We start from the raw sequence: 26350 nt of genomic DNA, 5'->3' as shown, positions 1-26350 counted from the left end.
GGCGCCCGCCGGTCCTTCCGCCGCCAGGAGCCGGGCGATCGCCCGGCTCCTGGCCGGGCGGGTATCGGCCCGGCCATGCTGCGCCGCAACAGCCCCCCTTGCGCCCGCCCCCCTCTTCGATAGGCTCCCGGCACTGCCTCCGGGAGATTCCACCGCCCATGTTCCGCCGCAGCCTTGCCGCCGGCGCCGCCGGCCTGCTTGCCGCGCCCGCCATCCTTCGCGCCCAGGGCCTGCCGAAGGTCACCATCGGCATGTCCGGCTGGACCGGCTTCGCGCCGCTGACGCTGGCCGAACAGGCGGGCCTCTTCCGGGCGAACGGGGTCGAGGTGGAGACCAAGTTCGTCCCGCAGCGGGAGCGCAACCTGGCGCTGGCCTCCGGCGCGCTGAACTGCGTGGTGACGACGGTCGACACCATGATCCTCTGGGCCAGCACCATCCCGCTGGTGCAGGTGCTGGTGCTCGACCGCTCGCATGGCGGGGATGGCATCGGCGCGCGGCCGAATATCGGCAGCTTCGCCGACCTCAAGGGCAAGACCATCGCGGTGGATGGCCCGGGCACCTCGCCCTATTTCCTGATGGCCTACATGTTCCGCGAGAACGGGCTGTCGGTGAAGGATGTCCAGACCGCGACGCTGGCGCCGCAGCCCGCGGCGCAGGCCTTCGTCGCCGGCCAGTTCGACGCCTGCGCGACCTATGAGCCCTACCTCTCGCAGGTCCGCGGCATGGGCGCCGACAAGGGCAGGATCCTGTCGACGACGCTCGATTATCCCTGCATCGTGGATACCCTCGCCTTCCAGCCAGGCTTCATCCAGGCGAATCCCGATGCCGTGCGGCGCGTGGTGAAGTCCTGGTTCGACGCCGTCGAGATGATCAAGGCGCAGCCCGACAAGAGCTTCGAGATCATGGGCAAGCGGGTGAACCAGACGGCCGAGCAGTTCAAGGCCAGCGCCGCCTTCATCGAATGGCTCGATGCGCCGACCAACAAGGACTACGTCGCCAACGGTCTGCCCGCCTTCCAGCAGAAGGCGCATGCCGTGCAGCGGGAGACGGGCGTGGTGCGGCAGGACGTCGATCTCTCGAAGCTGCTGGACACGCGCTTCGTCGCTTAGAAAAGAGCAAAAAATGACGGTTTACCCTCTAGACTTCGTGCCATCGTTTGGCGGTGTCGCAGCTGAAACGGACACCCTTCTCAAAGAGGCGTTTGAAGACCATCGCGCATATCTCGATGCGCGCGCGCATTCAAAATTTCTTATTCTTGGGCGTAAAGGAAGCGGAAAGTCGGCGATCTTCCGCAAGATCACCGACCAAACAAGCAGCGATATTCTCACCATAGGTCTAAATTTTGACGATTACCCGTGGCATTTCCATGGCAAACAAAAGGAAGAAGGGGTTCCTGCTGAACAGTGCTACCTCCGAAGCTGGGAATATCTAATCTACCTTGCTCTTGCGAAGCTTCTGCTTGAGCATGCAGATTTAACATGTCTCACCGGAGCCGCGCCAGAAAGCTGGCGCCAGATTCAGCAGTTTATTGAGGATACTTACGGCAGCACGAATCCTGAACTCACTCAAGTATTTTCGCCAAGCTACGAACTCAAGATTAGAGGCGAGCTCGGTATTAACTGGAAACTGCTTCAAGGAAAGGTATCCGGAGAGCGTGTGCCAATTGCACATCTACCAGTCTTGTTCGCGGATATTAATAAAAACGTTCTCGGCAAGATAGTCAATGTAGTTCCGAGCAGCAAGAACATTTATATATGCTTCGATGGATTAGACATTGGGTCTAGCTTGAATGCTGACGACTATGAGCACAGACTAATGGGCCTTATTCAAACAGCGCGTCGGATCAACCGCGCCCTGCACGACGCTGGTAAGGCGGCAACCGCTGTCCTCTTTCTTAGAGACGACATATACGGACGCCTCCGCTTCGAAGACAAAAATAAAGTTACCACCGAGAGTTCTGTTTCGATTCGGTGGGATTCTGCAAGCCTGAAGCGTCTTATGGAGAGGCGTTTTGCAAAAACTTTAAATATACCAATCCAAGGTGCTTGGGCAGATGTCTTTGATGACACAAAGAAGATGCCCGGTAAACAAGAGAAGCTTGCTTATATTGCGGATCGCACGTTTCTTAGGCCACGCGACATGATTATGTTTTGTAACAAAATACTTGAAGCTTACAAAGAAAGTGAAGCAGAGAGGGGCGCAAAATTCTCAAATCAGGACCTGCATCATGCCCGCGAGAGCTATTCACATTGGCTGCGCAGTGAGTTGGATGATGAACTCCCACGAAATGTGCCCAATTATGAGAAGTACATGGAGCTACTTCGGCATATCGGCAGCCTCGGCTTCAGCCGCGACCGATTTCTGGCTGCATGCGACGAGCGTAAAGATCTAGTTTCAGATACCATGAGACCTATTGATATTCTGAAGTCTCTTTTCGATTTTTCTATAATCGGCTATTATCGTCCGGGAGGGAGAGGTCAAGGCGGAGCTGAGTATGTCTGGAATTATAGATCCACCAATGTTTTGTTTAATGAGCACGCCCAGTCTTTTAGAACACATCCTGGCCTGCAGGAAACTCTTGGGGTGAAGATGTGGACCACTGCCAGTTAGGCGAGACCCCGTGCACCCGCTGAAGCCGGTTCCGCCCGGCGCCCGGATTGCCCTCGGCGCCGGCTTCTTCGCCGCCTTCCTCGGCCTCTGGGCCTGGCTCACCTATGGCGGCCATGTGCCGGCGCTCTTCCTGGCATCGCCGGGGAAGACGCTGGCCGCCGGCTGGGCGCTGCTGACCGAGTTCGGTTTTCTCGGGGATATCGCCGTCACGGTCTTCCGCGTCGTCGGCGGCTTCCTGATCGCCGCCGCCATCGCCGTCCCCCTCGGCCTGCTGATGGGCGCCTTCAAGCCCGTGGAAGCCTTCTTCGAGCCCTTCTTCTCCTTCGCCCGCTACCTGCCGGCCTCCGCCTTCATCCCGCTGCTGATCCTCTGGGCCGGGGTGGGCGAGGCGCAGAAGCTGGCGGTGATCTTCATCGGCAGCGTCTTCCAGCTCGTCATCATGGTCGCGGTGACGGCGGGCAGCACGCGCCTGGACCTGGTGGAGGCGGCCTATACCCTCGGCTCCCGGCCCCTCTCGATTCTCCGGCGCGTGGTGATCCCGGCGGCGGCGCCGCAGGTGGCGGAGACGCTGCGCCTCGTGCTCGGCTGGGCCTGGACCTATGTGATCGTCGCCGAGCTGATCGGCGCGAGCAGCGGCATCGGCCACATGATCATGGACAGCCAGCGGCTGCTCGACACCGGGCAGATGATCTTCGGCATCGTGGTGATCGGCGTAATCGGCCTCGTCACCGATTTCGCGGTCAAGGCGTTGAACCGCACGCTGTTTCCCTGGGCCGCGCTGTGAGCGCGAAGACCCTCCGCATCGCGGGCGTCACCCGCACCTTCCCCGCGCGTGGCCGCACGCCGCCGACGCTGGCCCTGCAGCCCACCGACATCGCCGTCGCGCCGGGCGAGTTCGTCGCCATCCTCGGCCCCTCCGGCTGCGGCAAGTCCACGCTGCTGCGCATCGTCGCCGGGCTGGATGCGCCGAGCGCCGGCAGCGTCTCCCTCGACGGCCGCCCCATCGCCGGCCCCGGCCCCGACCGCGGCATGGTCTTCCAGTCCTACACCCTCTTCCCCTGGCTGACGGTGGAGCGGAACATCCGCTACGGCCTCGAGGAACGCGGCCTGCCGGAGGCCGAGCAGCGCGCCATCGCCGCCCGGTTCATCGAGCGCGTGGGCCTCCGCGGCTTCGAGCAGCACTGGCCGCGCCAGCTCTCGGGCGGCATGCAGCAGCGCTGCGCCCTCGCCCGCGCATTGGCCAATGACCCCGAGATCCTGCTGCTCGACGAGCCCTTCGGCGCCCTCGACCACCAGACGCGGGAGCTGATGCAGGAATTGCTGCTCGAGATCTGGCAGCAGGACCGCAAGACCGTCCTCTTCGTCACCCACGACATCGACGAGGCGGTGTTCCTCGCCAACCGCGTCCTCGTCATGTCCGCCCGCCCCGGCCGGATCAAGGCGGAGGTCCCGGTGCCCCTCCCCTATCCCCGGGAATGGACGGTGAAGACCACGCCCGACTTCGCCGCCCTGAAGGCGCGGCTGATGGCCGAGATCCGGGACGAAGTGCGCCGCGCCGCCGCCACGATCGGTTCATGATCCCGCGGCAAACCCCGCCGATGCTTGTGCCATCGGAAGGGAGTTTGCCCATGACCGTCACCACCCGCCTCGCCGCCGCCGCGCTCCTCCTGCTCTCGCTCGCGGGCTGCGAGGGGATGAGCCGCGGCCAGCAGCGCGCCCTCTCGGGCGGTGCGATCGGCGCGGCCGGCGGCGCCGCGCTCGGCGCCCTCACCGGCGGCTCGGCGCTGACCGGCGCCCTCCTCGGCGGCGCCGGCGGCGCGGCCATCGGCGCCATCACCCGCTGACATTCCGCGCGGGGGTGGCATGCGCCGCCCCCCGCTCCCCTTGCGCCGCCGCGGCTGCTACAGAGATGCGGCGCATGAGCCTTCCCATCCCCCCCTCGATCCCCCGCGCCGCGCTGGTCACCGGCGGCGCGAAGCGCCTCGGCCGCGCCATCGCCCTCGCTTTGGCCGAGGCCGGCTTCGATGTCGCCATCCACTATGCCGGCAGCGGCGATGCGGCGGCGGAGACGGCGGCGGCGATCCGCGCCCTCGGCCGCCGCGCCGCCACGCTGCAGGCCGACCTGGCGCAGGAGCCGGAGGCCGAGTCGCTGCTGCCCGCCGCCGCGGCCGCCCTCGGCCCGATCGGCGTGCTGGTCAACAATGCCAGCACCTTCGAGCGCGACGAGTGGCAGGACGCGACCCGGGCAAGCTGGGACGCGCATCTCGAGCCGAACCTGCGCGCGCCCTTCCTCCTCATGCAGGCCTTCGCCCGTGCCCTGCCGCCGGGGGCCGAGGGCGCGGTCATCAACATGCTGGACCAGCGGGTCTGGTCGCTCACGCCGCATTTCGTCTCCTACTCCCTCTCCAAGGCCGGGCTCTGGGCGCTGACCCAGTCCATGGCGCTGGCGCTGGCGCCGCGCATCCGGGTCAACGGCATCGGCCCCGGCCCCGCCCTGCCCAGCCCGCGGCAGAGCCAGGCACAGTTCGACCGCCAGGCCGCCAGCGTGCCGCTTCGCCACGGCACCAGCCCGGAGGAGGTGGGCCGCGCGGCCATCGCCATCCTCGCCCTGCCGGCCATGACCGGGCAGATGATCGCCCTCGACGGCGGGCAGCACCTGCAATGGTCGCCCGCCGCGCCGGCCGCGGAGACGGAGGAGTGAGCTTCGCCCCGGATGCCGGGCGGCGGCTCAGGCTGGTCTTCGTCCGTGGCCTGACGCTGCAGGCCCGGCTCGGCATCCACCCGCACGAGAAGGCGGCGCCGCAGCGCGTCGTCATCGGGATCGAGCTGGCGGTGGAGGACGATGCCGCCCCCGCCTCGGTCGGGGTGGATGATTTCGGGCGGGTGGTGGACTATGCCGCCGTCGTGAAGGCGGCGCGGGCCGTCGTCGCCGCCGGCCATACCCTGCTGGTCGAGACCCTGGCCGAGCGGATCGCCGCCGCCGCCCTCGCCGACCCCCGCGTGCAGCGCGCCCGCGTCATGGTGGAGAAGCCGGATGCCTTCCCCGACGCCGCCTCGGTCGGGGTGGTGGTGGAGCGCATGCGCGGCGGTTGATGCTTCCCACGTGAAAACTGTCCACCGCGCTCGCGAAAACAAGATCAACGACATCAGGCGCGAGACAATGTTACAGTTGACCTATTCCGAATCCGGGGTATCCCAGGAAACCGTTTTCCATCAGCATCTTAGGAAAGTGCCGAAATCCTGGGCATTGTCATGTGACCGGCCTGTGACGCGGCTTTGCACGGGACTCACGGCTTTGCGTCCACAGGGTTATCCACAGTCGCCGTGGAGAACCGCGGCTTGCCGCGGCCAGCCGCGCCGCCCTAATCGGGGCGCATGAGCCAAGCCGAGACCGGAGAGGCCGAGGCCCCCGTCATGGAGGGGGTCCGGGTCATCGAGACCGCCCTCGCCACCCTGCCGCTCTCGCCCGGCGTCTACCGCATGCTCGATGCCAAGGGGGATGCGCTCTATGTCGGCAAGGCGCGGGCGCTGAAGAAGCGCGTGGCGACCTATGCCCAGATCGCCCGCCTGCCCGAGCGGCTGCGCCGCATGGTGCACGAGACGCGCAGCCTCGAGGTCATCACCACGGCCTCCGAGGCCGAGGCGCTGCTGCTCGAGGCCAACCTGATCAAGCGGCTGCGGCCGCGCTACAACATCGTCCTCCGCGACGACAAGTCCTATCCCTGGCTGGTCCTGACCGAGGACCACCCCTATCCGCAGATCACCAAGCACCGGGGCGAGCGGCGCAAGGGCGCGAGCTACTGGGGCCCCTTCGCCTCGGCCTGGTCGGTGAACCAGACGCTGACCGCGCTGCAGCGGGTCTTCCTGCTGCGCTCCTGCCGCGACACGGTGTTCGAGAGCCGCGACCGGCCCTGCCTCCTGTATCAGATCCGCCGCTGCTCCGCCCCCTGCGTCGACCGCATCGGCCGGGAGGACTATGCCGGGCTGGTCCACCAGGCGAAGCAGTTCCTCTCCGGCGAGACGCCCAGCATCCAGAAGGAACTGGCCAAGGAGATGGAGCAGGCCGCCGAGGCGCTGGAGTTCGAGCGCGCGGCCGCCATCCGCGACCGCATCCGCGGCCTGACCCATGTGCAGGGGCGCGACCGCATCAACATGGAGGGCATCGGCGATGCCGATGTCGTCGCGCTGCACCAGGCGGCGGGGCAGACCTGCGTGCAGGTCTTCTTCTTCCGGGGCGGCCGCAACAACGGCAACCGCCCCTTCTTCCTCTCCAAGGGGGAGCAGGGGCCGGAGGAGGTGATGGGCGCCTTCCTCGCCCAGCTCTATGACGACCTGCCGCCGCCGCCGCTGGTGCTGCTCAGCCACGCGCCGCCCGAGCAGGCGCTGATCGCCGAGGCCCTGACGATTAAGGCCGGGCGCAAGGTCGAGCTGCACCGGCCGCAGCGCGGCGACAAGCGCGCCGCCGTGGAACATGCCGAGACGAATGCGCGGGAGGCGCTGGAGCGCAAGCTCGCCGAGGGCACGGCGCAGGAGGCGCTGCTGCAGGGCGTGGCGCGGGTCTTCGACCTCTCCTCGACGCCCGAGCGGATCGAGATCTACGACAACAGCCACATCCAGGGCAGCAATGCCTATGGCGTCATGGTCGCGGCCGGCCCCTCGGGCTTCCTGAAGCAGGCCTACCGCAAATTCTCCATCAAGTCGGATGTCAGGCCCGGCGACGATTTCGGTATGATGCGGGAGGTCTTCGAGCGCCGCTTCGGCCGCGCCCTGAAGGAGGACCCGGAGCGCGAATCCGGCACCTGGCCCGACCTGGTGCTGATCGATGGCGGCCTCGGCCAGCTCAACGCGGCGCGGGAGGTCTTCTCGCAGTTGGGCGTGCACGACGTGCCGCTGGTGGCGATCGCCAAGGGGCCGGACCGCGATGCCGGGCGGGAGTGGTTCCACCAGCACGAGCGCCCGGCCTTCCAGCTCCCGCCGCGCGACCCCGTGCTCTACTACCTGCAGCGGCTGCGGGACGAGGCGCACCGCTTCGCCATCACCACCCACCGCGCGGGGCGCTCGAAGTCGCTGGTGAAGAGCGAGCTGGACGAGATCCCGGGCGTCGGCAGCGCGCTGAAACGGAAACTGCTCAACCACTTCGGCAGCGCGCGCGGGGTGCGCAACGCGGCGCTCTCCGACCTGGAGAACGCGCCAGGCATCGGGCCGAGCGTCGCGCGCAAGATCTACGGGCATTTCCATCCCGGCACGACGGACGGGTAGCAGGATCGGGATGTGGCGTCGTGGTCCCGTCAGGCGCAGCCTCCCCGGCAGTTGCTCGACCCAGGGCGGTCGTCCGGACCAGCGCCGCGAACGCAATCCGTACTATGCTTGCGACCGAACCGGTGGCTCGGTCACGGGGGCAAAGGCGCAGCGTGTTGCCCATGCGAAAGGTTGCCGTATTCGGGAATGCCGGGGGCGGCAAGTCGACGCTCGCGCGACGCCTGGCAGAGATCACCGGCCTGCCGCTCTTCGTGACCGACGTCATCCAATTCCGCGACGGTCGCTTCCGCGCCGATGCGGCGGATGGCGGCAGGCTGTCCCGCGATGCCTACGAACGGCTCCACGACGACATCCTCGGCAGGGACGCCTGGATCATCGATGGCTTCGACGACATCGCGCTGGCCTGGAAGCGCTTCGAGGCCGCCGACACGCTCGTGCATATCGATCTGCCCGTCGCCCTGCATTATTGGGGCGTGACGAAGCGACTGGCCCAGGGACTCTTCAGGACACCGGGCGGCTGGCCGCAGGACGCGCCGGTCTGGGCAAGCTCGCTCAGTTCCTACCGCGTCGTCTGGCCCTGCCATAGGAGGCTGACCCCGCGGTACCGCAGGCTCGTCGCCGCGGCGACGTCCAAGCGGACCTATCGGCTGCGATCCCACTCGGACATCCGGTGCTTCCTGCGGTCCGTCGAGACAGAGCAGCGTGCTCGCCGCGAAGCGGCCTGAGGGCGCGAAGCCGATCCGGCCGTGGCGGCGCGGATATCGGGCGGCATGCGCCGCGAGGACGTCACTCCGCGCCCACCGAACCTCCGGCCGGGCACCCGGCCTCGGCCGCGCCCCCTACCCCGCCACCGGCGGCAGGTGCTGCGCCCAGGGCCGCGCCGCCTCGAAGGCCGCGCTCGCCTGCAGCACGCCGAGGTCGTCGAAGCGCCGCCCGACGATCTGCAGCCCGACCGGCAGGCCGGCCGGGGTGAAGCCGCAGGGAACGCTTGCCGCCGGGCTGCCCGACCAATTGAAGGGGTAGGAGAACTCCGCCCACATCAGCCAGTCCCAGGGGTGCTGCGGCCAGTGTTCCGGCTGCAGCCGGTCGGCCGGGAAGGCGGCGACGCTGACCGCGGGCGAGAGCAGGAAGTCCCAGTCCTGCATGAAGGCGTGGATCGCCTCGATATAGGCGAAGCGGCGCTCGCGCATCTGCATGAACTGCGGCACGGTCCAGTCGGCGGCCGACCTGATCATCGCGACGAAGCCGGGATCCATCCGGCTCTCGAATTCCGGCAGGTAGCGCAGCCGCGCGGTGAAGGTGGCCGGCCAGAAGAAGCGGACCAGCTCGGGCCCCAGCTTCCCCCAGGCGGGCGTCACCTCCTCGACATGCGCGCCCATCGCCTCGAAGGCGGTGACGGCCTTCTCGACCAGCTCCGCCACCTCCGGGTCGACGCGGGCATGGCCGAGGTCGCGGGTATAGGCGATCCGCTTGCCCTTCATGCTCGCCGCCCCGAGCCGTGCGGCATAGTCCTGCGGCGGCGCCTCGAGCGAGGTGAAGTCCGCGGGGTGCGGCCCGGCGATCGCCTGCAGCATGACGGCGGCATCCGCCACGCTGCGGGTCAGCGGGCCGATATGGGTGGCGAGGTCGTTGTTCGACATCGGCCAGTTCGGCACCCGGCCATAGGTCGGCTTCAACCCGTAGACGCCGGAGAAATGCGCGGGCATGCGGACCGAGCCCGCGCCGTCGCCGCCCTGGTGCAGCGGCCCGTAGCCGCAGGCCGCGGCGACGCCCGCGCCCGAGGAGGAGGCCCCGGCATTCAGCCCCCGCCCCCAGGGATTGTGGGTGATGCCGGAGATCGGCGCCTGGCTGACGCCCTTCCAGCCCCATTCCGCGGCCGAGGTGGTCTTGCCCAGCATCATGCCGCCGGCCTCGAGCAGCCGGGTGACCACCGGCGCGTCGGCATCCGGGATCGTGCCCTGCATGACCGCGGAGGCGTAGTCGGTCTGCACGCCCTTGGTTGGCTGCAGGTCCTTGATGGTGACGGGGATGCCCTCCAGCAGCCGCGGCGTGCCGCCCTCCCGGAACACCGCCTCGGAGCGGCGGGCGGCGGCCAGCGCATGTTCCGGCGTCACGCGCATCATGGCGTTCATCTGCGGGTCGATGCGCTCGATCCGCGCCAGGATGGCCTGCACGACCTCGACCGGGGAGAGTTGCCGCGCGCGGTAGAGCGCGCCGAGTTCCGCGACGCCGAGCCAGCCGATCTCGTCCCTGTCCATCACCCGCCGCCCCTGCCTGCCTTGGGCGCCAGCTTCGGCGGTCGCGCCGGGGTGTCAAGCGCCGGCGGCGCGTCCCCCGGGCCGGGCCGGAAGGACGGCGCAGTGGCGGCCGGGCGGACGGGCGCCCGCATGGCGCAGCCGCGCGGCACCCGCCTGCAGCCGCTCCCCGGGACGCCCTGCGCCTCGCCGCCCCCTGGGCGGCTCATGCCGCGCCGTCCCGGGCCGGCGCCGCAGCCAGCCCCTGCCCGAAGGTCCGCGCCAGCCCCTCGGCCAGCGGCATGGGCTCCACGCCCAGCCGCGCCCGCATCGGCCCGATATCGAAGGCCTTATCCTCCGTCAGGCGGCGGATCTCGTCGGCCTCGATCCGCGGCATGCCGGGCAGCAGGCGCGTGAGGGGCGCCAGCAGGCGCAGCGGGCCGGCAGGGACGGGCAGCACCGCCGGCACCCGCAGCCCGGCGGCGCGCGCCACGGCCACGAGGAAATCCCGGTAGGCCAGCGGCGTGGGCCCGGCGATCACCAGCGCCTCCGGCGTGTCCGCCGGGCGGCGCAGGGCGGCCAGGAAGCAGCGCGCCACGTCGTCCTGATGGATCGGCTGCACCAGCGCCCGCCCGCCGCCCGGCAGCGGCGCGACCGGCAGGCGGCGCAGCAGCGCGGCGAGGCGCCGGACGTTGTTCTCGCCTTCGGTGCCGTAGATCATCGTCGGGTGCAGCATGATGCCGGGGCGGCCGCTGGCCAGCAGCGCCGCCTCGCCGGCCCGCACGCCATCGCCATGCGCGTCCGGCCAGCGGGAGAAGCGGCGCGTGGACCCGGTCAGCACGAGCCGCGCCGCCGGCGGCGCGGCGGCCAGGATCGCCGGTGTCCATTGGGCATGCACGCAGGCGACGACATGCGTGGCATCCCGCAAGGCGCGCTGCAGGGCCTCGGCGCCGCGCAGGTCGGCCAGCCGCGGCTCGCCGGCCAGGTCGAGGGCCCGCCAGCGCGCCGGGTCGCGCAGCACCGGCACGAAGGCCTCGCCCGCCGCGGCCAGGGCGCGGCACAGCGCCGCCCCGGGCCGGCTGGTCGCGCCGACCACATGGACCGGCGCGCCGATGCGGCCCGCCGGCCTCGGCCCGCCGGCGCGCTGCAGGATGCCAGTGCCCGCGCTCATGGATTCCTGGTGGCTGATCGAGGGTGAACGGCAGCGCCCGGCGGCAGGTTCCGGCCGGAGGCGGCCCGGCCCAGGCCGGCGGGCGCGGAGCACGGCAAGGACGGCGGCGGCACGGCCGACCGGTGATGCGGCCAGGCGCCCCCGGCCGGGGTCGAGCCCGGAGGTTCGTCCCCGGACATGCGCCGCGCCGTCCCGGGTGATCGGCAGGCCATGCGGCCGGTCCGGTCGGCGGCGCGGGTGTTCGGGGACCTCAGGCCCCTGCCCGCACCGTGCGGAGCGATGCCCATCCCGGCGGCAATCCGCCCGGGGCCCTGCCGACTCCGCCGTCCGATGGCTCCGGCCGCCGACCGCGCAAGGGCCTGCGCCGGAGATCGCGCGCCCCGGCACCTGCGCCCGGGCGCTTGGCGCGCCGCCCTGGCCCTGGCCCTGGCCCTAGCCGGGAGAGGACCGGAATCGGAACGGAGATATAGGATTATTTTCTTGAAGACAGCAGGATTCCGGACTAGCCTCCGCCACCCGCCGCTGCGGAGAGGCCTGCCCATGCCGACATGCCCTCCTCCACCGGCGCGCCGCGACCCGCCAGCCGCGACCGGATCGCCCGAGCCAGGTACCGAAGGCAGGCCCGCGCTCAGCCCGCGCGGCCCCACCGCCCGGCGCAGCCCGCCCCTGACCGCCACAATCCCGCCGCAATCGCCCCCGGGGACTTTGTCCGAAAACCACATCCCGCACCGCCAGGCCCTGCCGCCCGTCCGTCTCCTCCCCTCCCCAGGCTTGCCCCGGCCGGGCGCCTCGGCCATGACTGCGCCGCGCATGCCGACCGACCTGCCGAACCTCCTGACCCTCTCGCGGATCGCCGCCATCCCACTTCTGGTGGCGCTGGTGGCGCTGCGCACGCCCTGGGGCGATGCCGCGGCCTGCCTGGTCTTCTCCGCCGCCGCCATCACCGACTATTTCGACGGCCGCATCGCCCGGCAGCGCAAGCTGGTCTCCGGCTTCGGCCGCATGCTGGACCCGATCGCCGACAAGCTGCTGGTCGGCGCCGCGCTCATGGTGCTGGCCGGGCACGACCGGCTGACCGGCTGGACCCTCTATCCCGCCATCGTCATCCTGCTGCGGGAGATCCTGGTCAGCGGCCTGCGCGAGTACCTCGCCGATCTCCGGATCGGCCTGCCGGTCTCCCGCCTCGCCAAGTGGAAGACCGGCTTCCAGATGGGCGCGCTCGGCACCCTTCTGGCCGGCGACACCGCGGCGGGGGCGCTGCATCTCGGCTTCCTGCCGGTCTCCCTGATCGGGGAGGCGATGCTCTGGACCGCCGCGGCGCTGACGCTGGTGACGGGCCGCGACTACCTGATCGCCGGCCTCCACCATGCCGCCGCCGAGCCTGCCGGGCCGCCGGCGGAACGGCGGCCCGAACCGCTGGTGCGGCCTTGAGGGCCGGCGGCGTGCGACGCATCTTCGGATCATGGCCCCAGCCGGGGCGACGGGAGTTGGTCATGCGACGGATCGGTGTCACCGCGGCGAAGGCGACCCTGCTCGGGGCCGCGGTGCTGCTCGGCGGCTGCAGCTACAGCAGGACGACGGGTTGGCTGGACGACAGCAGCGCCCGGGCCACCGACCGGCTGGCCGATGCCGGCGCCGCGCTGGGCGCGCCCTGGGGCCGCAGCCGCCCCATCCCGCCGCAGGACAGCGCGACCATCGCCCGGGTCACCGGCACCGCCGCCCCCCTCGCCCCGCTGCGGCCGGAGGACGGCGATGTCTGGCCGGTGCCGGAGGCACCCCGCGCCACCCTGGCCAACCCGGATGCGGCCATGCGCGGCATCCCGAACTACCGCCAGGGCGAGCTCGACCGCCCCTCCGGCCCCGCGCCGCGCTCGGAATGGCAGCCGACCGATCCGGGCCTGCCGCCCGGCCTGCGCGGCGGCGCCTCCACCCCGCCGCCGCCGCCGCTGCGGCAGCCGGGCTTCCCGCCGCCCACCGCTGCCGCGCCGGTGCCCGGCACCACCGCGCCGCCGCCGGCCCGCGCCGATGGCCGGGTGATCACCACGCCGAACGGCCCCGCCATCACCACCGGCGGCACCGACCGGGTGCAGAGCTTCATCACCCCGGGCGGCGGCACCGGCACCGCCATCAACGACGGCAACACGACGACGCTGATCGGGCCGAACGGCCAGGTGCAGAGCGTCCCGTCGCGGTGAGCCCCGGCATGCGGGTCCTGTACTTCGCCTGGGTGCGGCAGAAGGTGGGCCTGGCGGAGGAGGAGATCGCCCCGCCGCCGGAGGTGCGCGACGTGGCCGGGCTCGTCGCCTGGCTCGCCGGCCGGAGCCCCGGCCATGCCGCGGCCTTCGCCCAGGCGCGGCAGATCCGCGCCGCGGTGAACCAGGAATTCGCGACGCCGGACGCGCCGGTCGCGGCCGGGGACGAGATCGCCTTCTTCCCGCCGGTGACGGGCGGATGAGCCGGGTCGTCCCGCGCGTCAGCGTGCAGGCGGAGCCCTTCGACCTCGCCGCCGAGAGCGCGGCGCTGACGGCCGGCCGCGTCGATGTCGGCGGCATCGCCAGCTTCGTCGGGCTGTGCCGCGCCGATGACGGGCTCGCCGCCCTGGTGCTGGAGCATTATCCCGGCATGACCGAGCGGGCGATCGCCCGCATCGCCGAGGAAGCCTGCGCCCGCTGGCCGCTCTCGGGCTGCACCGTGATCCACCGCCACGGAAGGCTGGAGCCGGGGGCGCCGATCGTGCTGGTGCTGACCGCCTCCGCCCACCGCGCCGCGGCGCTCGAGAGCTGCGCCTTCCTGATCGACTGGCTGAAGACCCGCGCGCCCTTCTGGAAGCGCGAGGAGTTCGCCGGCGGCGCGGAGCGCTGGGTCGAGGCCAAGGCGGAGGACGACCTGGCCGCCGCCCGCTGGGATGGGCGCCGGTGAGCCCCGGCCCGCTGGCGCGGGTGGAGCTCGCCTGCCGCGACCCCCACCGGCAACGCGAGTTCTTCGGCCGCATCCTCGGCCTCGCGCCGGCCGAGCCGGGCCAGGCGCTGCGCTACCGGCTGGGCGGGGTGGAGCTGGTGCTGCGGGCGCGCGGCGACGCGCTCTTCCCCAGCGCCCGGGCGCCGGAGGCAGGCACGCTGCTGGCCTTCCCAGTCGAGGATGCCGAGCTCGAGCGCTGGCACCGCCGCATGCTGACAGCGCGCGTCGCGGTGCTGGACGCGCCGGGCCCCTCGGGCGCGCCGCCGCGGGTGCTGCGCGTGGCGGACCCGGAGGGCAACGTGATCGAGCTCTACGCCGCGGCGTGAGGCGCACCGGGGACCAGAGCGCCGCAGGGCGCGGAGGTCCGGATCGGCCCGCCCGACATGCAAGGGCGGCGGCGATCGCCGCGGGGGCGGCGCTGCTGCTCTGGCCGGCGGCGCTGAACGGGTACCCGCTGGTCTTCAGCGACACCGGCGCCTTCCTGGCGCAGACCGTCCTGGGCTGGCCGGTCTGGGACAAGCCCTTCGTCTATGGGCCGGTGCTGCATGCCTTCCATTGGCGGCTGACGCTGTGGCTGCCGGTGGCGGCGCAGGGGCTGGCGCTCTCCTGGCTGCTCTGGCTGGTGCAGCGTGCCCTCGGCGGCGCGACGCCCGGGCGGCACCTGCTGCTCTGCGCCGGGCTCGCGGCCGCGACGGCGGCGCCCTGGTTCGCGGCGAGCCTGATGCCGGACTGGCTGGCGCCGGCGCTGGTGCTCGCGCTGTTCCTGCTGGGCTTCGGCTGGGACGGGCTGGCGCGGTGGGAGCGCGCGGCGCTGGGGCTGCTGGCGCTGCTCGCCTGCGCGGCGCACCTCTCGCACCTGCCCCTCGCCGCCGCGCTGGCGCCGCTGGTGCTGGCGCTGCGGCGGGACTGGCGGCCGGCGCTGCGCTGTGCCCTGCCGCTGGCGGGCGCCCTCGCGCTGCTGCTGGCGACCAATGCCTGGGCGCATGGGCGGTGGGCCGTCTCGCCCCATGGCGCGGTCTTCGCCCTGGCCCGGCTGGTCGCGGACGGCCCGGCGGCGCGGACCATCGCGGCCCGCTGCCCGGAGGCTGGTTGGCATCTCTGCCGCTGGGCCGGGCGGCTGCCGGCGGACAGCGACGAGTTCCTCTGGAGTCCGGCAGGACCGGTCTGGGCGCCGCGGACGGATGGCGCGCAGCCGGGCGGGCCGATCTCCCTCGCGCCCGAGGCCGCCGCCATCCTCGCCGAGACGCTGCGGCGTGAGCCGCTGGCGGTGCTGCAGGCTGCTGCACTGAACACCTGGCGGCAGTTGTTCATGGCGCGGGTCGGCGACACGCTGGGGCCGGAGAACCTCGAGGCCTCGGTCGCGCGGCAATTGGCGCTGGGCTTCCCGCGGGCGGAGCAGGCGCGCTTCGCGGCCTCGCTGCAGGCGCGCGGCCTGCTGCGGCCGGCGGCGCAGCCCTTCCTCGCGCTGCACCCGGCGGCGCTGCTGCTCGGCGCCGCGGGCACGCTGCTGGCCTGGGCGCGGGTGCGGGACAAGCGCCGCCTCGGCCTCGTGCTCTGCGTCCTGGTCGGCGTCGCCGCCAATGCCGCGGCGACCGGCGCCCTCTCCGGCCCGCATGACCGCTACCAGGCGCGGATCGCCTGGCTGCTGCCGCTCGCCGCGCTGCTCGCCTCCGCCGCCCCCGCCAGGGCCGATGCCGTGCGGGCGGGTTCGCCGGCTACGCCGTCGCCGTGCCCGGCGCCGCCTTCGCCGCCACCGGCGCCTTTGCCTTCCGCTCGAACAGGCCGGCCATCCCGCGCGGCATGTAGAGCATGAACAGCACCAGCAGCAGGCCATAGACCAGCGGCGCGGCGCCAGTCAGCTCCGTGCCGAAGAAGATGCGCAACCCTTCCTCGAGCCCGATGGTGATCAGCGCACCGATGGTCGGGCCGAAGGAGACGTACATCCCGCCGGCGATGGCACCGAAGACGATCTGCAGGGAGATGCCGAGGCCGGCCAGCGATTCCGGGTTCAGGTACTGCCGGTACTGCGCGGTCAGCGCGCCGGCGAGCGCGGCGAGCGCCACCGAGATCACCGTGACCTTCAGCTTCTCCATCGTCACCCGGATGCCGATGGAGGCGGCGGCGTCCTCGTCCTCCGAGATGGCGGCGAGCGCCTTGGATGACATGGAGCGGTCGAGCATCCGCCAGCAGAACAGCCCGAAGCCCCAGGCGACGAGCGCGATCCACCAGAAGCCCGCCTTGTCGAACTGCATGGCGAGGAAGGCCGCGCCCTCCGGCGCCTTGGCGGGCGTCATGCCGAGCGAGCCGCCGGTGTGGTCGCGGAGTGCCACGATCAGGATGCGCACGATCTCGCCCGCCGCCAGCGTGACGAGGGCGAAGTAGTGGCCGACCACGCGCAGCCGGAAGGCCGGCCAGGCCAGCGCGATGCCCGCCGCGACCGCGACGGCGATGCCGACGGGGATGCCGAGCCATGGCGTCAGCCCCGCCTCGTTCCAGAGCAGGGCCATCGTATAGGCGGCGAGGCCGAGGAAGGCGCCATGGCCGAAGGAGACCAGGCCGAAGCGCCCCATCATCGCCCAGCCCGTGCCGGCCAGCGCCGTCAGCAGGGCGGTGATGAGAAGGTGCATGACATAGTCGGGCGGCGAGAGCAGCGGCACGCAGGCGAGCGCCGCGATCACCGCGACCGGAAGGGCCAGGCCGTTCATCGCGCGAAGAGCCCTTTCGGCCGGAGGAACATGACGACGATGAAGAAGGCGAAGGCGACGACGTAGGAGAACTCCGTCGTGCCCCAGAAGCCGCCGACCGAGATGATGAGCCCCATCAGGAAGGCCGCGAGGAAGCCGCCGAGCATGTTCCCGAGACCGCCCATGACGCAGATCATGAAGGTGATCGGCCCGAAGGAGAGGCCGACGAAGGGATGGACATCGAGCTGCACCACCAGCAGGCAGGCGGCGAGCCCGGCCAGCGCCCCGCCCACCGCCGAGGCGATGAGGTAGATGCTGCGGGGATCGACGCCCATCAGCGGCATCACCTCCCGGTCGCGGGCGATGGCGCGGATGGCGGTGCCGACATAGGTGAATTTCAGGAAGGCCCAGAGGACGGCGGCGCCGAGCAGCGCGGCACAGAAGGCCGCCAGCTTGGTGCCACTCACAAAAACCTCGCCCACCTCCATCGGCGGCATGTCAACGCCGAGCGAGCGGAACTCGGTCGAGAAGACCAGCGTCGCCGCCCCCTGCAGCACGAAGAGCACGCCGCCGGTCGCCAGCACCTGGTTGATCGGCGGGCTGTTCAGCAGCGGCCGCACGACGATCAGGTGCAGCAGCAGCCCGAGGAGGGCCACCAGCGGCAGGCAGAGCGCAAAGGCCAACGCCAGCGGGAAGCCGGCCTGGGTGTAGAGGAACCAGACGGCATACATGCCGGCCATGACCAGCTCGGCATAGCAGAGCCAGACCACGTCCACGACGCCGAAGACCAGATTCAGCCCCAGCGCCGGCAGGGCGAAGACGCCGCCGAGCAGGATGCCGTTGACCAGCGCCTCAAGAAGGAACGGATCCATCAATGCCCCCCGAGATAGGAGCGGCGGATGGCGGGATCGGCGGCGAGGTCGGCGCTGCGCCCCTCGGCGGCGACGCGCCCCGTCTCCAGCACATAGGCGCGGTCCACCACGCGCAGCACCTGCGCCACGTTCTGCTCGACGATCAGCACCGTCAGCCCTTCCTGCCGGATGCGCCGCACCAGTTCGAAGACCTGCTGCACCACCAGCGGCGCGAGGCCGGCGGAGGGCTCGTCGAGCAGGAGAATGCGTGGCCCCGACATCAGCGCGCGGCCGATGGCGCACATCTGCTGCTCGCCGCCCGACATGGTGCCGGCCAACTGGTGCCGGCGCTGCTTCATGCGGGGGAAGAGCTCGAAGACATGCTCGCGCCGCTGCTCGAACCGCGCCCGCGCGGACCGGGTGAAGGCGCCGACCTTCAGGTTCTCCTCCACCGTCAGATGGGGGAAGAGGCGGCGGTTCTCCGGCACATGCGCGATGCCGAGGCCCGGCAGCGCATGCGGCGGCACCGCGGTCAGGTCCTGCCCGCCATAGCGCAGCGTGCCGGCACGCGGCCGGATCAGGCCGGAGATGACGCGGAGCAGCGTGGTCTTGCCCGCGCCATTGGGGCCGACCACGCCGACCGCCTCGCCGGGCTCGACGCGCAGCGAGACGCCGAAGAGCGCCTGAAAGTCGCCATAGCCGGCCTGGATGCCCGAGAGCTCGAGCACCGGCCCCGGCCCCTGCTGCAGCGCCACGCTCATGCCGCCCTCGATTCCGGTGGCCCGAGATAGACCTCGGCGACCTTGGCATCCTCCTGCGCCTCGGCGGGGGTGCCGCGGAAGATGACCGCGCCATGGTCGAGCACCACCACGCGATCGACGACGGAGAGAAGCACGCCCATGATGTGCTCCACCCAGACGATGGTGATGCCGCGCTCGTCGCGGATGCGCTTCAGCATCTCGGCGGCCTGGCGCATCTCGCCGGAATCCAGCCCGCCGAGGCTCTCATCGGCCAGCAGCAGTTTTGGTTGGGTCGCCAGGGCACGGGCCAGTTCCAGCTTCTTGAGGCCGGCGGCGCCGAGGCCATGCGTGGTGGCGTGGGGGTCGTCCGGCAATTGCGCCAGCCGCAGCGCGTCGCGCGCCCGCCGCGTGGCCTCCGCCGCGTCGATCCGCCCGGACGCGCCGTAATGCGCGGCGAGCACGGCATTCTCCAGCAGCGACAACCCGCGGAAGGGGCGCGGGATCTGGAAGGTGCGGCCGATGCCGCGCCGGCAGGTCTCCTCGGCCGGCAGGCCGCCGATCTCCTCGCCGGCGAGCGTCACCGAGCCCGCGCTCGGCTTCAGCATGCCGGCGATGCAATTGAATGTGGTGGACTTGCCCGAGCCGTTCGGCCCGAGCAGGCCGAGGATCTCGCCCTGCGCGACGGTGAAGGAGACGCCGTCGACGGCCGTGAAGCCGCCGAAGCGTTTCGTCAGCCCTTCGACCTGCAGGAGCGGCGTGGCGCCGCTCACCCTCAGGACCGCAGCGCGTAGGGGTTGGAGGCAGGCAGCGGCAGCACCGGCTCGCGCCCCAGCGCGGCCGGCCAGATGACGTGCGACTTGGCGTTCTCGAACTGCATCACCACGCAGATGCTGCGGCCGTTCTGGCCGGACATGCTGCTGCCCGGCGGCTCGAACTTCACGCCATAGCCCTGGATGGTCCCGCCCTGCGGGATGTCGACCTCCAGCGCCGCCTCGCGCAGCGCCTCGGCGCTCATCCCGCCGGTCTTGCGCACGGCGGGCTTGAGGACGTGCTCGAGGAAGATCCAGGTGTTGTTGAAGCCCATGGAGGCATGGGTCGGCAGGTCGTTGACCTTGTGCTTCGCCTGGTAGCGCGCGACGAAGGTCTTCGCCAGGTCGCCGACGCCGGGCTGCAGCTTCTCCCAGTCCAGCATCTGGGTCGCCGCCGGGTCGGCGTTGCACATGAACTCGATGTCCTTGCCGAAGGTCTCCCAGAGCTTGTCGATCTGCGACCAGCCCGCGCCATGGCCGAAGAGCATGCGGAAGCGCAGCCCGCCCGAGCGCGCCTGGCGCAGGAAGAGCGTGATGTCGGGGTTGTAGCCGACCTGGTAGACGATGTCCGGCCGCTCCCGCCGCAGCTTGGTCACCAGCGTCGAGAGGTCGGGCGTGGTCGCCGAATAGGCCTCCTTCAGCACCACCGGCATGCCGCGGGCCTTGGCATTGGCCTCGATCGCCGAGGAGACGCCGGTGCCGTAGGGCCCGTCCTCGTAGATGACGGCGAGTTTCACCTTCTCCGGGTCCATGCCGAGCTTGGCCTTGGCCTGCTCGGCGACGACGGAGACGGTGCCCTCGGCATACTGGTCGCTGTGCACGGTGGGGCGGAAGACGTAGCGGAAGCCCTTGTCCTTCAGCACGGCGGTGGCGATGGCCGAGGTGATCCACATGATCTTCTTCTGCGCCTCGAACCGGCCGGAGAGCGGCACGGCATGGGCGGAGGAGTAGATCCCCGTCACCACCTCCAGCTTCTCCTGCCCCAGCAGGCGCTCGGCCTCGTTGATCGCGACATCGGCCTTGGACTGGCTGTCGGCGGAGACGGCGGCGACCGGGCGGCCATCGACGCCGCCGCGCTCGTTGAAGAGCTCGATCGCCACCTCGGCGCCCTGGAAGAGCGGGACGGAGCCGGCGCCAGCGAAGGGGCCGGAGAGGTCGGTCATGACGCCGATGCGCAAGGGATCGCCGCCGCGCGCCGGGCCGGTCTGCGCCCGCGCCGTCGCCGGCACGCTGGCGGCGAGGCCGAGGCCGGCGCCGGCCTGGAGAATGGTGCGGCGAGACGTGCCGTTGCCCTGCATCCTTGGTCTTCCTCTCCCAGGGCCGCGGATGGGGTTGTCCCTTCCGGATCGGGGCATGCGGCGATGGGATGGGGGCGCGATCCACGCGGCGGGGCTGCGACGTCTCCCTCGCCGCATCCTTGTCCGCGCGGCCGTTGCCAGGAGTGGACGATGGCCGCGCCGGGCCGTCAAGCGGGAGCGAAGGGGTTCACCGAAGCGTCGAGGGGCATGCGTGCGCGGCGCAGGGGCTCGGCCTCGGTGAAGATGCGCCGGCGACGGAAGGCGATCGGGCTCTCGACCAGCAGCAGGGGCGCGAGGCTCTTGCCCATGCTGCCGACGAACCAAGGCTCGGACACCTCGCGGTCATCGGCGGCGGCCCAGGCCGGGACGGGCAGACCCCAGCGGCGCGCCAGATGCTCGGCCACGGCGCCGACATAGGCGTCATCCCGCTCCCGCCCCAATCGCGGCGGCTCTTCCCGGATCATCGCGGCGCGCCGGCCGGGATCGGTTTCCGTGTAGAAGGCATCGAGGAACTCGTCGATTGTCACCGCCAGGGCGTCGCCGCCCTCGGCGGCCCAGCGGACGGCCTCAGCCAGGCTCGTTGGATGGGGGCGCATGCAGCGTCTCCGCAAATCGGGCAATCAGCAGCACACGGCGCGGATCGGGTGGCTCTGCCGGAAAATAGCGCTGCAGCAGGCCGACCATCGCCTCGCGGCTCGTGATGCCGCTGGCGCGGGCCAGCATGGCGGCATCGGCCTCGTCACGCGTGCCAAGCCGCAATGCCCGGAGCTTCATCGCCAGCAGGTAGTCGGGCTTGGCTACGTAGACCCGCAGGCCGGCGCGGGTCTCCTTGGATAACTGCCGTGGAATGCAGTGGCGCCGGCGCCGCTCAGGTAAGTGGTCACGGCCTCGCTGAACCAGGAGCGCAGCCACCCGCGGCGGTCCCCCACCTCGCGGGCCGCCGCCATCAGGGCGCCGTGGTCTCCGGCCTCGACACGCGCATCGACATCGCCCGTGCGGAACTCCACCTCGAATTGGAGCATAATGGCCGCGCCGCCGAAAACGGCGATCTCGGCCGTCTTGCGGGCGCGGACCAGAGCCTCGCCCATCTCACGGAATGCGGCCTCCACCTCGGCGCGGGAGAGTTGCTGCACCATCGCCTTCGACTGTTCCAGCCTCTTCGGCCCTAGAGGGCGGCGCGGAACCGTGCAACGAAAAACCCGTCCATGCCACCGCGTCCGGACCAGAGGTCGGGGCGCGTGCGCAGCGTGCCGCCCGGCGCGACAGCCTCGGCGAGGCCGGGCAGCTCTTCCGGCCGCACCGGATCGAGGGCGAGGCCGAGCGCAGCGGCGGCGCCCAGATGCGCCTCGCCCTCCTCCGCCTGCAGGGAGCAGGTGGCGAGGACCAGCCGCCCGCCCGGCCGCAGCAGCTTCGCCGCCGCCGCCAGCAGGCTGCGCTGCAGCTCCGCGGCGCTCGGCACGTCCTTCGGGCGCTTGAGATGCGGCACGTCGGGGTGGCGGCGGATGGTGCCGGTCGCGGTGCAGGGGGCGTCCAGCAGGATGGCGTCGAACCCCTCCCCCGGCGACCACTGCGCGGCATCGGCTACCACCACCTCGGCCGGCAACCTGAGGCGCTCCAGGTTCTCGCGCAGCCGCGCGGCGCGCTTCGGGTCGCGCTCCACCGCCGTCACCTGCGCGCCGGCGGCGGCGAGTTGCGCCGTCTTGCCGCCCGGCGCGGCGCAGAGATCGGCCACGCGCTCGCCCGGCCGCACGTCCAGCAGCCGCGCCGGCAGCGCCGCGGCGGCGTCCTGCACCCAGAAGGCGCCCTCGGCGAAGCCTGGCAGCTCCGTCACCCGCGTGCCGGCGGGGTAGCGCCAGGTGCCGCTCGGCAGCGCCTCGCCGCCCTCCGGCGCCGCGGCGCCCGGCTTCAGGCTGAGGTCGAGCGGCGCCTCCACCCGGTGTGCCGCGGCGATGCTGCGCACCGCCGGGCCATAGGCGGCGTGCCAGGCGGTCCAGAGCCAGCCCGGCGTGTCCAGCCGCTCGGCATCCAGTCCCTCCAGCGCCGCCGGCCCGGCCTCCGCCACCCGGCGCAGCACGGCATTCACCAGCCCCGCGAAAGGCTGCGGCACCAGGTCCACCGCGCTGGCGACGGCGGCATGCGGCGGCGTCGCCAGCAGCAGCAATTCCGCCGCGCCGATGCGCAGCGCGTTGCGCACCACGGGCGGCGGCTCCCGCCTGATGAAGGGCTCCAGCACCGCGTCCAGGCTGCCCGCCCGGCGCAGCACCGCCGCGGCGATCCGGTGCCCCGCCGCCTTGTCGCGCAGCGAGACGGCGGCGCCCGGCCGCGCCTCTCCCTTCTCCCGCACCTTATGCGGCCTGCCATCCGTCGGCAGGGCGTCCAGCGCCTCCTCGAGCGGCCGATGGCGGACCAGCACCGCCTCCAGCAGGGCGGCGGCGGCGCGGCGGGCGGGATTCTGGGTCGGGGCTGCCATGAGGCCGGGTTTATGGCCCCCGGGTCCGGCCCATGCTAGTGCGCGCGCCCATGCATATCTCGGCGCCGTCCCGCCCCGACCGCTCCTTCGGCGCCCTGCCGGAAGCCCTGCAGAGGCGGCCGCGGCTGGCGCTCGTGCTGCTCTGCCTGGCTCTCTGGCTGCCCGGCTTCTTCACCCTGCCCGCGACCGACCGGGACGAGAGCCGCTTCGCCCAGGCGACGAAGCAGATGGTCGACAGCGGCGACTACGTCCGCATCCGCGTCGGGGAGGAGGAGCGGAACAAGAAGCCCGCCGGCATCCACTGGCTGCAGGCCGCCTCGGTCCATCTGCTGGAGGCGACGCGGCTGGGCAACCGGCAGGACATCTGGGCCTACCGCATCCCGAGCCTGTTCGGCGGCATCCTGGCGGTGCTGGCGACCTTCCACTGGGGGCGCTCGCTGGTCGGGCGGCGGGCGGCCTTCCTCGGCGCCGCCATGCTCGCCTCCTCGCTGGTCCTGGTGGCCGAGGCGCATATCGCCAAGACCGATGCGGCGCTGCTGGCAACCGTCGCCGCCGCCATGGGGCTCTTCGCCCAGGCCTATCTGCGGCCGGGGCAGTTCACCGCGCGGCAGGCGGCGGCCTTCTGGCTGATCCTCGGCGCCTCCGTGCTGCTGAAGGGGCCGGTCGGGCCCATGGTGCCGCTGCTGGCCGGCATCACGCTGGCCGTCGCCGACCGCGGCGCGCCCTGGCTGCGGGCGCTGCGGCCGGGCTGGGGCCTGCCGCTGCTGGTCGCCGCCGCGGCGCCCTGGTTCGTCGCCATCGGCGTCGCCACCGAGGGCCGCTTCTTCCAGCAGGCGGTCGGCGGCGACATGCTCTCGAAGATCGGCAGCGGCGAGGAGAAGCATGGCGGCCCGCCCGGCTTCTACCTGCTCAGCTTCGGCATCGCCGCCTTCCCCTCCGCCTGGATCGTCCTCTGCGCCCTGCCGACCGCCTGGCGGGAGCGGCTGAACCCGCCGACCCGCTTCCTGCTGGCCTGGGTCGTGCCCTCCTGGCTGGTCTTCGAGGCGGTGCAGACCAAGCTGCCGCACTATACCCTGCCGCTCTATCCCGCGCTGATGCTGCTGGGCGCTGCCTGGGCCATGGACCCGCTGCGGCGGATGCCCACCCGGTGGTGGCAACGGGTCGCGCTCGCGGTGCTGGCGCTCGCCGGGCTCGGCCTGGCGCTGGCGGCGGCGGTGGCCGGGGATGTGCTGCTGCGGCGGCTACTGGGCCCCGGGCTGCTGGCCCTGCCCTTCGCGGCGCTGCTGGTCTGGGTGGTCGCCCGCGCCGCCCGGCAGGGCGCCTGGGGCTGCGCCGGGCTGCTGGGCGCGCTGCTCGCCATTCCCCTCTATGCTGCGGTGCTGGAGGGTCTGGCGCCGCGCCTCGCCCCGCTCTGGATCGCACCGAGGCTGGCGGCGACGCTGGCGGTGGCAGCGCCGGGGCTCGACTCCCGCGACTTCGGCATCACCGGCCATTCCGAGCCCTCGGTGCTCTTCGCGGTCGGCGGCGGGACCAGCCTGCTCCGCACCGGCACGGATGCCGCCCGCTTCCTCGGCGCCGGGCCGGGCCGCGTCGTCGCCGTGGGCAACCGGGCGGAGCAGGATTTCCAGCGGGAGGCAGCGGCCCTGAACCTGCCGGTGCAGGAGATCGGCACGGTCACCGGCTTCAACTACACCCGCGGCCGCTGGGTGACGCTGATCCTCTATCGCCAGGGCGCATGAGCGAGGGGCGATCCCTCGGGCGCCGCCGCTCCGGAAGCTCCTCAAGCTGATCGTGCAGCGCGGGGCGCCCCCGGGCGCTTCGATCCATGGAGCGGAAGCGCCTTTCCGGGCGTTTCCACGCCGCAGCGATCCGCCCTAACGGGCGCCCTTCGGCAGCGCGGCGATGGCTCCGCTGAAGGCCTGCAAGGTCAGCGCCACGTCCTCCTCGGTATGGGCGAGGGAGACATAGTATTTGCTCTCCCCCTTCAGGATGCCGGCGGCGCGGAGCTGGGTGTTGAAGTGCTTCTGCAGCCCGGCATCCGCCTGCAGCGTGTCGCGGTAGTTGCGCACCGCCTCGGTCGTGAACACCACGTCGAAGAGCGGCGGCTCGCCCACCACCTGCGCCGGCAGGCCGGCCTTGGCGATCAGCGCCGAGAGCCCCTCCATCAGGCTCCGCCCGGTGGCGAAGGCCTGCTCATAGGCGCCGGGCCGGCGCAGCACCTCGAGCGTGGCGAGGCCGGCGACCGCGGCCACCGGATTGCCCGAGAGGGTGCCCACCTGCATCAGGAAGCCGTCCTCGCCGACCAGCCCCTTGTCGAAATGCGCCATGATGTCGGCCCGCCCGGCGACCGCCGCCAGGGGGAAGCCGCCGCCGATGATTTTTCCCAGTGTGCAGAGGTCGGGGGTGACGCCGTAGTAGCTCTGCGCGCCCCCGTAGGCGAAGCGGAAGCCCGTCACCACCTCGTCGAAGATCAGCGGGATGCCGTATTGCGCCGTGATCTCGCGGATGCCCTGGAGGAAGCCGGGCGCCGGCGGGATCAGGCGCTGGAAGGGCTCCAGGATCACCCCGCCGAGCTCGTCGTGATGCGCGGCGATCAGCGCCCGCGCGGCCTCGAGGTCATTGAAGGGAGCGACCAGCACCTCCTCCCGCGCGCTGCGGGGGATGCCGGCGGAATCCGGCACGGCGACCGGAAAGTTCGCCAGGCGCTTCGGCGCCAGGCTCATCAGCCCCCAGTCCGACATGCCGTGGTAGCCGCCCTCGAATTTCAGGATGCGGTCGCGCTTGCGGAAGGCCCGGGCGACGCGCATGGCATAGAGGTCGGCCTCGGTCCCGCTGCTGACGAAGCGCACCTGCTCGGCGCAGGGCACGGCCTCGACGATCGCCTCGGCCAGGCGGATGCCATGCTCGTTGTTGGCGAAGAAAGTGGTGCCCTTCGGCACCTGCGCGACCACGGCCTCCGTCACCTCGGGATGCGCATGGCCGATGAACATGGGGCCGGAGCCGAGCAGATAGTCCACATACTCGTTGCCCGAGACGTCCCAGACGCGTCCGCCGCGGCCCTCCCGGATGACGAGGTCGGCGGCGAAGTTGCCGAAATGCCCGGCCGGCAGGACGCGGTGCGCCGTCCTCACCAGCGCCTGCTCGAGTGCGTTGCGCGTCATCCCGTCCATGATCCGCCCCCGGATGTCGTCTGTTCCGGACCGAGGCTAGGACAGCTTCGTGCAGGCGTCATCGGCGGAGGGAGCGGGCGCCGCGCCATCCTTCGC

At 71.5% G+C, this 26350-nt stretch carries 28 protein-coding genes; 16 read left to right on the top strand and 12 right to left on the bottom strand.

Going from position 1 to position 26350, the window contains the following annotated elements; genetic code table 11:
- Positions 1–158: 158 nt before the first annotated feature.
- From Q7A36_RS15165 to Q7A36_RS15125, 9 genes are all read left to right on the top strand, one after another.
- Positions 159–1109 (top strand): ABC transporter substrate-binding protein, encoded by a 951-nt coding sequence (locus tag Q7A36_RS15165; RefSeq protein ID WP_305104558.1) that lies wholly within the window; start codon positions 159–161, stop codon positions 1107–1109.
- Positions 1110–1122: 13 nt separating this feature from the next.
- Positions 1123–2610 (top strand): P-loop ATPase, Sll1717 family, encoded by a 1488-nt coding sequence (locus Q7A36_RS15160; protein WP_305104557.1) that lies wholly within the window; start codon positions 1123–1125, stop codon positions 2608–2610.
- 10 nt (positions 2611–2620) lie between these two features.
- Positions 2621–3394 (top strand): ABC transporter permease, encoded by a 774-nt coding sequence (locus Q7A36_RS15155; RefSeq protein ID WP_305104556.1) that lies wholly within the window; start codon positions 2621–2623, stop codon positions 3392–3394.
- Positions 3391–4188, top strand: coding sequence for an ABC transporter ATP-binding protein (locus tag Q7A36_RS15150; RefSeq protein ID WP_305104555.1), 798 nt, complete (start codon positions 3391–3393; stop codon positions 4186–4188). Before Q7A36_RS15155 ends, Q7A36_RS15150 begins: the two co-directional genes overlap by 4 nt.
- 50 nt (positions 4189–4238) lie before the next feature.
- Complete coding sequence (locus Q7A36_RS15145; protein WP_305104554.1) at positions 4239–4454, top strand: hypothetical protein; 216 nt, start codon at positions 4239–4241, stop codon at positions 4452–4454.
- A gap of 74 nt (positions 4455–4528) precedes the next feature.
- Entirely contained in the window at positions 4529–5311 is a 783-nt protein-coding gene (locus tag Q7A36_RS15140) for an SDR family oxidoreductase (RefSeq protein WP_305104553.1), read from the top strand.
- Positions 5308–5703 carry a dihydroneopterin aldolase gene (gene folB, locus Q7A36_RS15135; protein ID WP_305104552.1) on the top strand — a complete coding sequence of 132 codons (396 nt, stop codon included), beginning with the start codon at positions 5308–5310 and terminating at the stop codon, positions 5701–5703. The genes Q7A36_RS15140 and folB overlap by 4 nt, the downstream gene beginning before the upstream one ends.
- A gap of 282 nt (positions 5704–5985) precedes the next feature.
- The gene (gene uvrC / locus Q7A36_RS15130; protein ID WP_305104551.1) at positions 5986–7869 is read left to right on the top strand and encodes an excinuclease ABC subunit UvrC; all 1884 of its coding nucleotides are present in this window, start codon (positions 5986–5988) and stop codon (positions 7867–7869) included.
- Between the two features lie 104 nt (positions 7870–7973).
- Positions 7974–8594 (top strand): P-loop NTPase family protein, encoded by a 621-nt coding sequence (locus tag Q7A36_RS15125; RefSeq protein WP_305104550.1) that lies wholly within the window; start codon positions 7974–7976, stop codon positions 8592–8594.
- A 114-nt stretch (positions 8595–8708) separates the two neighbouring features.
- Here the strand turns inward: Q7A36_RS15125 and Q7A36_RS15120 are convergent, their stop codons facing one another.
- Both Q7A36_RS15120 and Q7A36_RS15115 read right to left on the bottom strand, forming a co-directional pair.
- Complete coding sequence (locus tag Q7A36_RS15120) at positions 8709–10127, bottom strand: amidase (RefSeq protein WP_305104549.1); 1419 nt, start codon at positions 10125–10127, stop codon at positions 8709–8711.
- A 202-nt stretch (positions 10128–10329) separates the two neighbouring features.
- A complete protein-coding gene (locus tag Q7A36_RS15115; RefSeq protein WP_305104548.1) occupies positions 10330–11274 on the bottom strand; it encodes an NAD(P)H-binding protein in 945 nt (314 codons plus the stop codon).
- An 810-nt stretch (positions 11275–12084) separates the two neighbouring features.
- On the opposite strand from Q7A36_RS15115, the gene pgsA reads away from it, so the two are divergent.
- The 6 genes from pgsA to Q7A36_RS15085 all read left to right on the top strand — a co-directional run bounded on the left by pgsA (position 12085) and on the right by Q7A36_RS15085 (position 16045).
- A complete protein-coding gene (pgsA, locus tag Q7A36_RS15110; RefSeq protein WP_305104682.1) occupies positions 12085–12705 on the top strand; it encodes a CDP-diacylglycerol--glycerol-3-phosphate 3-phosphatidyltransferase in 621 nt (206 codons plus the stop codon).
- A gap of 62 nt (positions 12706–12767) precedes the next feature.
- A complete protein-coding gene (locus Q7A36_RS15105) occupies positions 12768–13469 on the top strand; it encodes a hypothetical protein (protein ID WP_305104547.1) in 702 nt (233 codons plus the stop codon).
- 8 nt (positions 13470–13477) lie between these two features.
- Complete coding sequence (gene moaD / locus Q7A36_RS15100; protein WP_305104546.1) at positions 13478–13729, top strand: molybdopterin converting factor subunit 1; 252 nt, start codon at positions 13478–13480, stop codon at positions 13727–13729.
- A complete protein-coding gene (locus tag Q7A36_RS15095; RefSeq protein WP_305104545.1) occupies positions 13726–14193 on the top strand; it encodes a molybdenum cofactor biosynthesis protein MoaE in 468 nt (155 codons plus the stop codon). The genes moaD and Q7A36_RS15095 overlap by 4 nt, the downstream gene beginning before the upstream one ends.
- Positions 14190–14558, top strand: coding sequence for a VOC family protein (locus tag Q7A36_RS15090; RefSeq protein WP_305104544.1), 369 nt, complete (start codon positions 14190–14192; stop codon positions 14556–14558). Before Q7A36_RS15095 ends, Q7A36_RS15090 begins: the two co-directional genes overlap by 4 nt.
- On the top strand, positions 14555–16045 hold the full coding sequence (locus Q7A36_RS15085; protein WP_305104543.1) for a hypothetical protein: 1491 nt from the start codon (positions 14555–14557) through the stop codon (positions 16043–16045). Before Q7A36_RS15090 ends, Q7A36_RS15085 begins: the two co-directional genes overlap by 4 nt.
- Here the strand turns inward: Q7A36_RS15085 and Q7A36_RS15080 are convergent.
- From Q7A36_RS15080 to Q7A36_RS15040, 9 genes are all read right to left on the bottom strand, one after another.
- Positions 15948–16937, bottom strand: coding sequence for a branched-chain amino acid ABC transporter permease (locus Q7A36_RS15080; RefSeq protein WP_305104542.1), 990 nt, complete (start codon positions 16935–16937; stop codon positions 15948–15950). The two genes, Q7A36_RS15085 and Q7A36_RS15080, sit on opposite strands and share 98 nt — an antisense overlap.
- The gene (locus Q7A36_RS15075) at positions 16934–17788 is read right to left on the bottom strand and encodes a branched-chain amino acid ABC transporter permease (protein ID WP_305104541.1); all 855 of its coding nucleotides are present in this window, start codon (positions 17786–17788) and stop codon (positions 16934–16936) included. Before Q7A36_RS15075 ends, Q7A36_RS15080 begins: the two co-directional genes overlap by 4 nt.
- Positions 17788–18528, bottom strand: coding sequence for an ABC transporter ATP-binding protein (locus Q7A36_RS15070; protein ID WP_305104540.1), 741 nt, complete (start codon positions 18526–18528; stop codon positions 17788–17790). The genes Q7A36_RS15075 and Q7A36_RS15070 overlap by 1 nt, the downstream gene beginning before the upstream one ends.
- Complete coding sequence (locus tag Q7A36_RS15065) at positions 18525–19277, bottom strand: ABC transporter ATP-binding protein (protein ID WP_305104539.1); 753 nt, start codon at positions 19275–19277, stop codon at positions 18525–18527. The genes Q7A36_RS15070 and Q7A36_RS15065 overlap by 4 nt, the downstream gene beginning before the upstream one ends.
- 2 nt (positions 19278–19279) lie before the next feature.
- Entirely contained in the window at positions 19280–20614 is a 1335-nt protein-coding gene (locus Q7A36_RS15060) for an ABC transporter substrate-binding protein (RefSeq protein ID WP_305104538.1), read from the bottom strand.
- Positions 20615–20781: 167 nt separating this feature from the next.
- Positions 20782–21210 carry a hypothetical protein gene (locus Q7A36_RS15055; protein WP_305104537.1) on the bottom strand — a complete coding sequence of 143 codons (429 nt, stop codon included), beginning with the start codon at positions 21208–21210 and terminating at the stop codon, positions 20782–20784.
- The gene (locus tag Q7A36_RS15050) at positions 21182–21388 is read right to left on the bottom strand and encodes a hypothetical protein (RefSeq protein WP_305104536.1); all 207 of its coding nucleotides are present in this window, start codon (positions 21386–21388) and stop codon (positions 21182–21184) included. Before Q7A36_RS15050 ends, Q7A36_RS15055 begins: the two co-directional genes overlap by 29 nt.
- Positions 21389–21411: 23 nt before the next feature.
- Positions 21412–21750 (bottom strand): hypothetical protein, encoded by a 339-nt coding sequence (locus Q7A36_RS15045; protein ID WP_305104535.1) that lies wholly within the window; start codon positions 21748–21750, stop codon positions 21412–21414.
- Positions 21751–21779: 29 nt separating this feature from the next.
- Positions 21780–23084 (bottom strand): RsmB/NOP family class I SAM-dependent RNA methyltransferase, encoded by a 1305-nt coding sequence (locus tag Q7A36_RS15040; protein ID WP_305104534.1) that lies wholly within the window; start codon positions 23082–23084, stop codon positions 21780–21782.
- Positions 23085–23134: 50 nt separating this feature from the next.
- Here Q7A36_RS15040 and Q7A36_RS15035 point away from each other — a divergent pair, with 50 nt between their 5' ends.
- Complete coding sequence (locus Q7A36_RS15035) at positions 23135–24823, top strand: ArnT family glycosyltransferase (protein WP_305104533.1); 1689 nt, start codon at positions 23135–23137, stop codon at positions 24821–24823.
- A 135-nt stretch (positions 24824–24958) separates the two neighbouring features.
- Here the strand turns inward: Q7A36_RS15035 and Q7A36_RS15030 are convergent, their stop codons facing one another.
- A complete protein-coding gene (locus tag Q7A36_RS15030) occupies positions 24959–26245 on the bottom strand; it encodes an aspartate aminotransferase family protein (RefSeq protein WP_305104532.1) in 1287 nt (428 codons plus the stop codon).
- Positions 26246–26350: the final 105 nt, after the last annotated feature.

It is taken from the genome of Paracraurococcus lichenis (assembly GCF_030657435.1).
Classification (GTDB): domain Bacteria; phylum Pseudomonadota; class Alphaproteobacteria; order Acetobacterales; family Acetobacteraceae; genus Paracraurococcus; species Paracraurococcus lichenis.
This window is presented reverse-complemented; position numbering and strand designations above follow the sequence as displayed.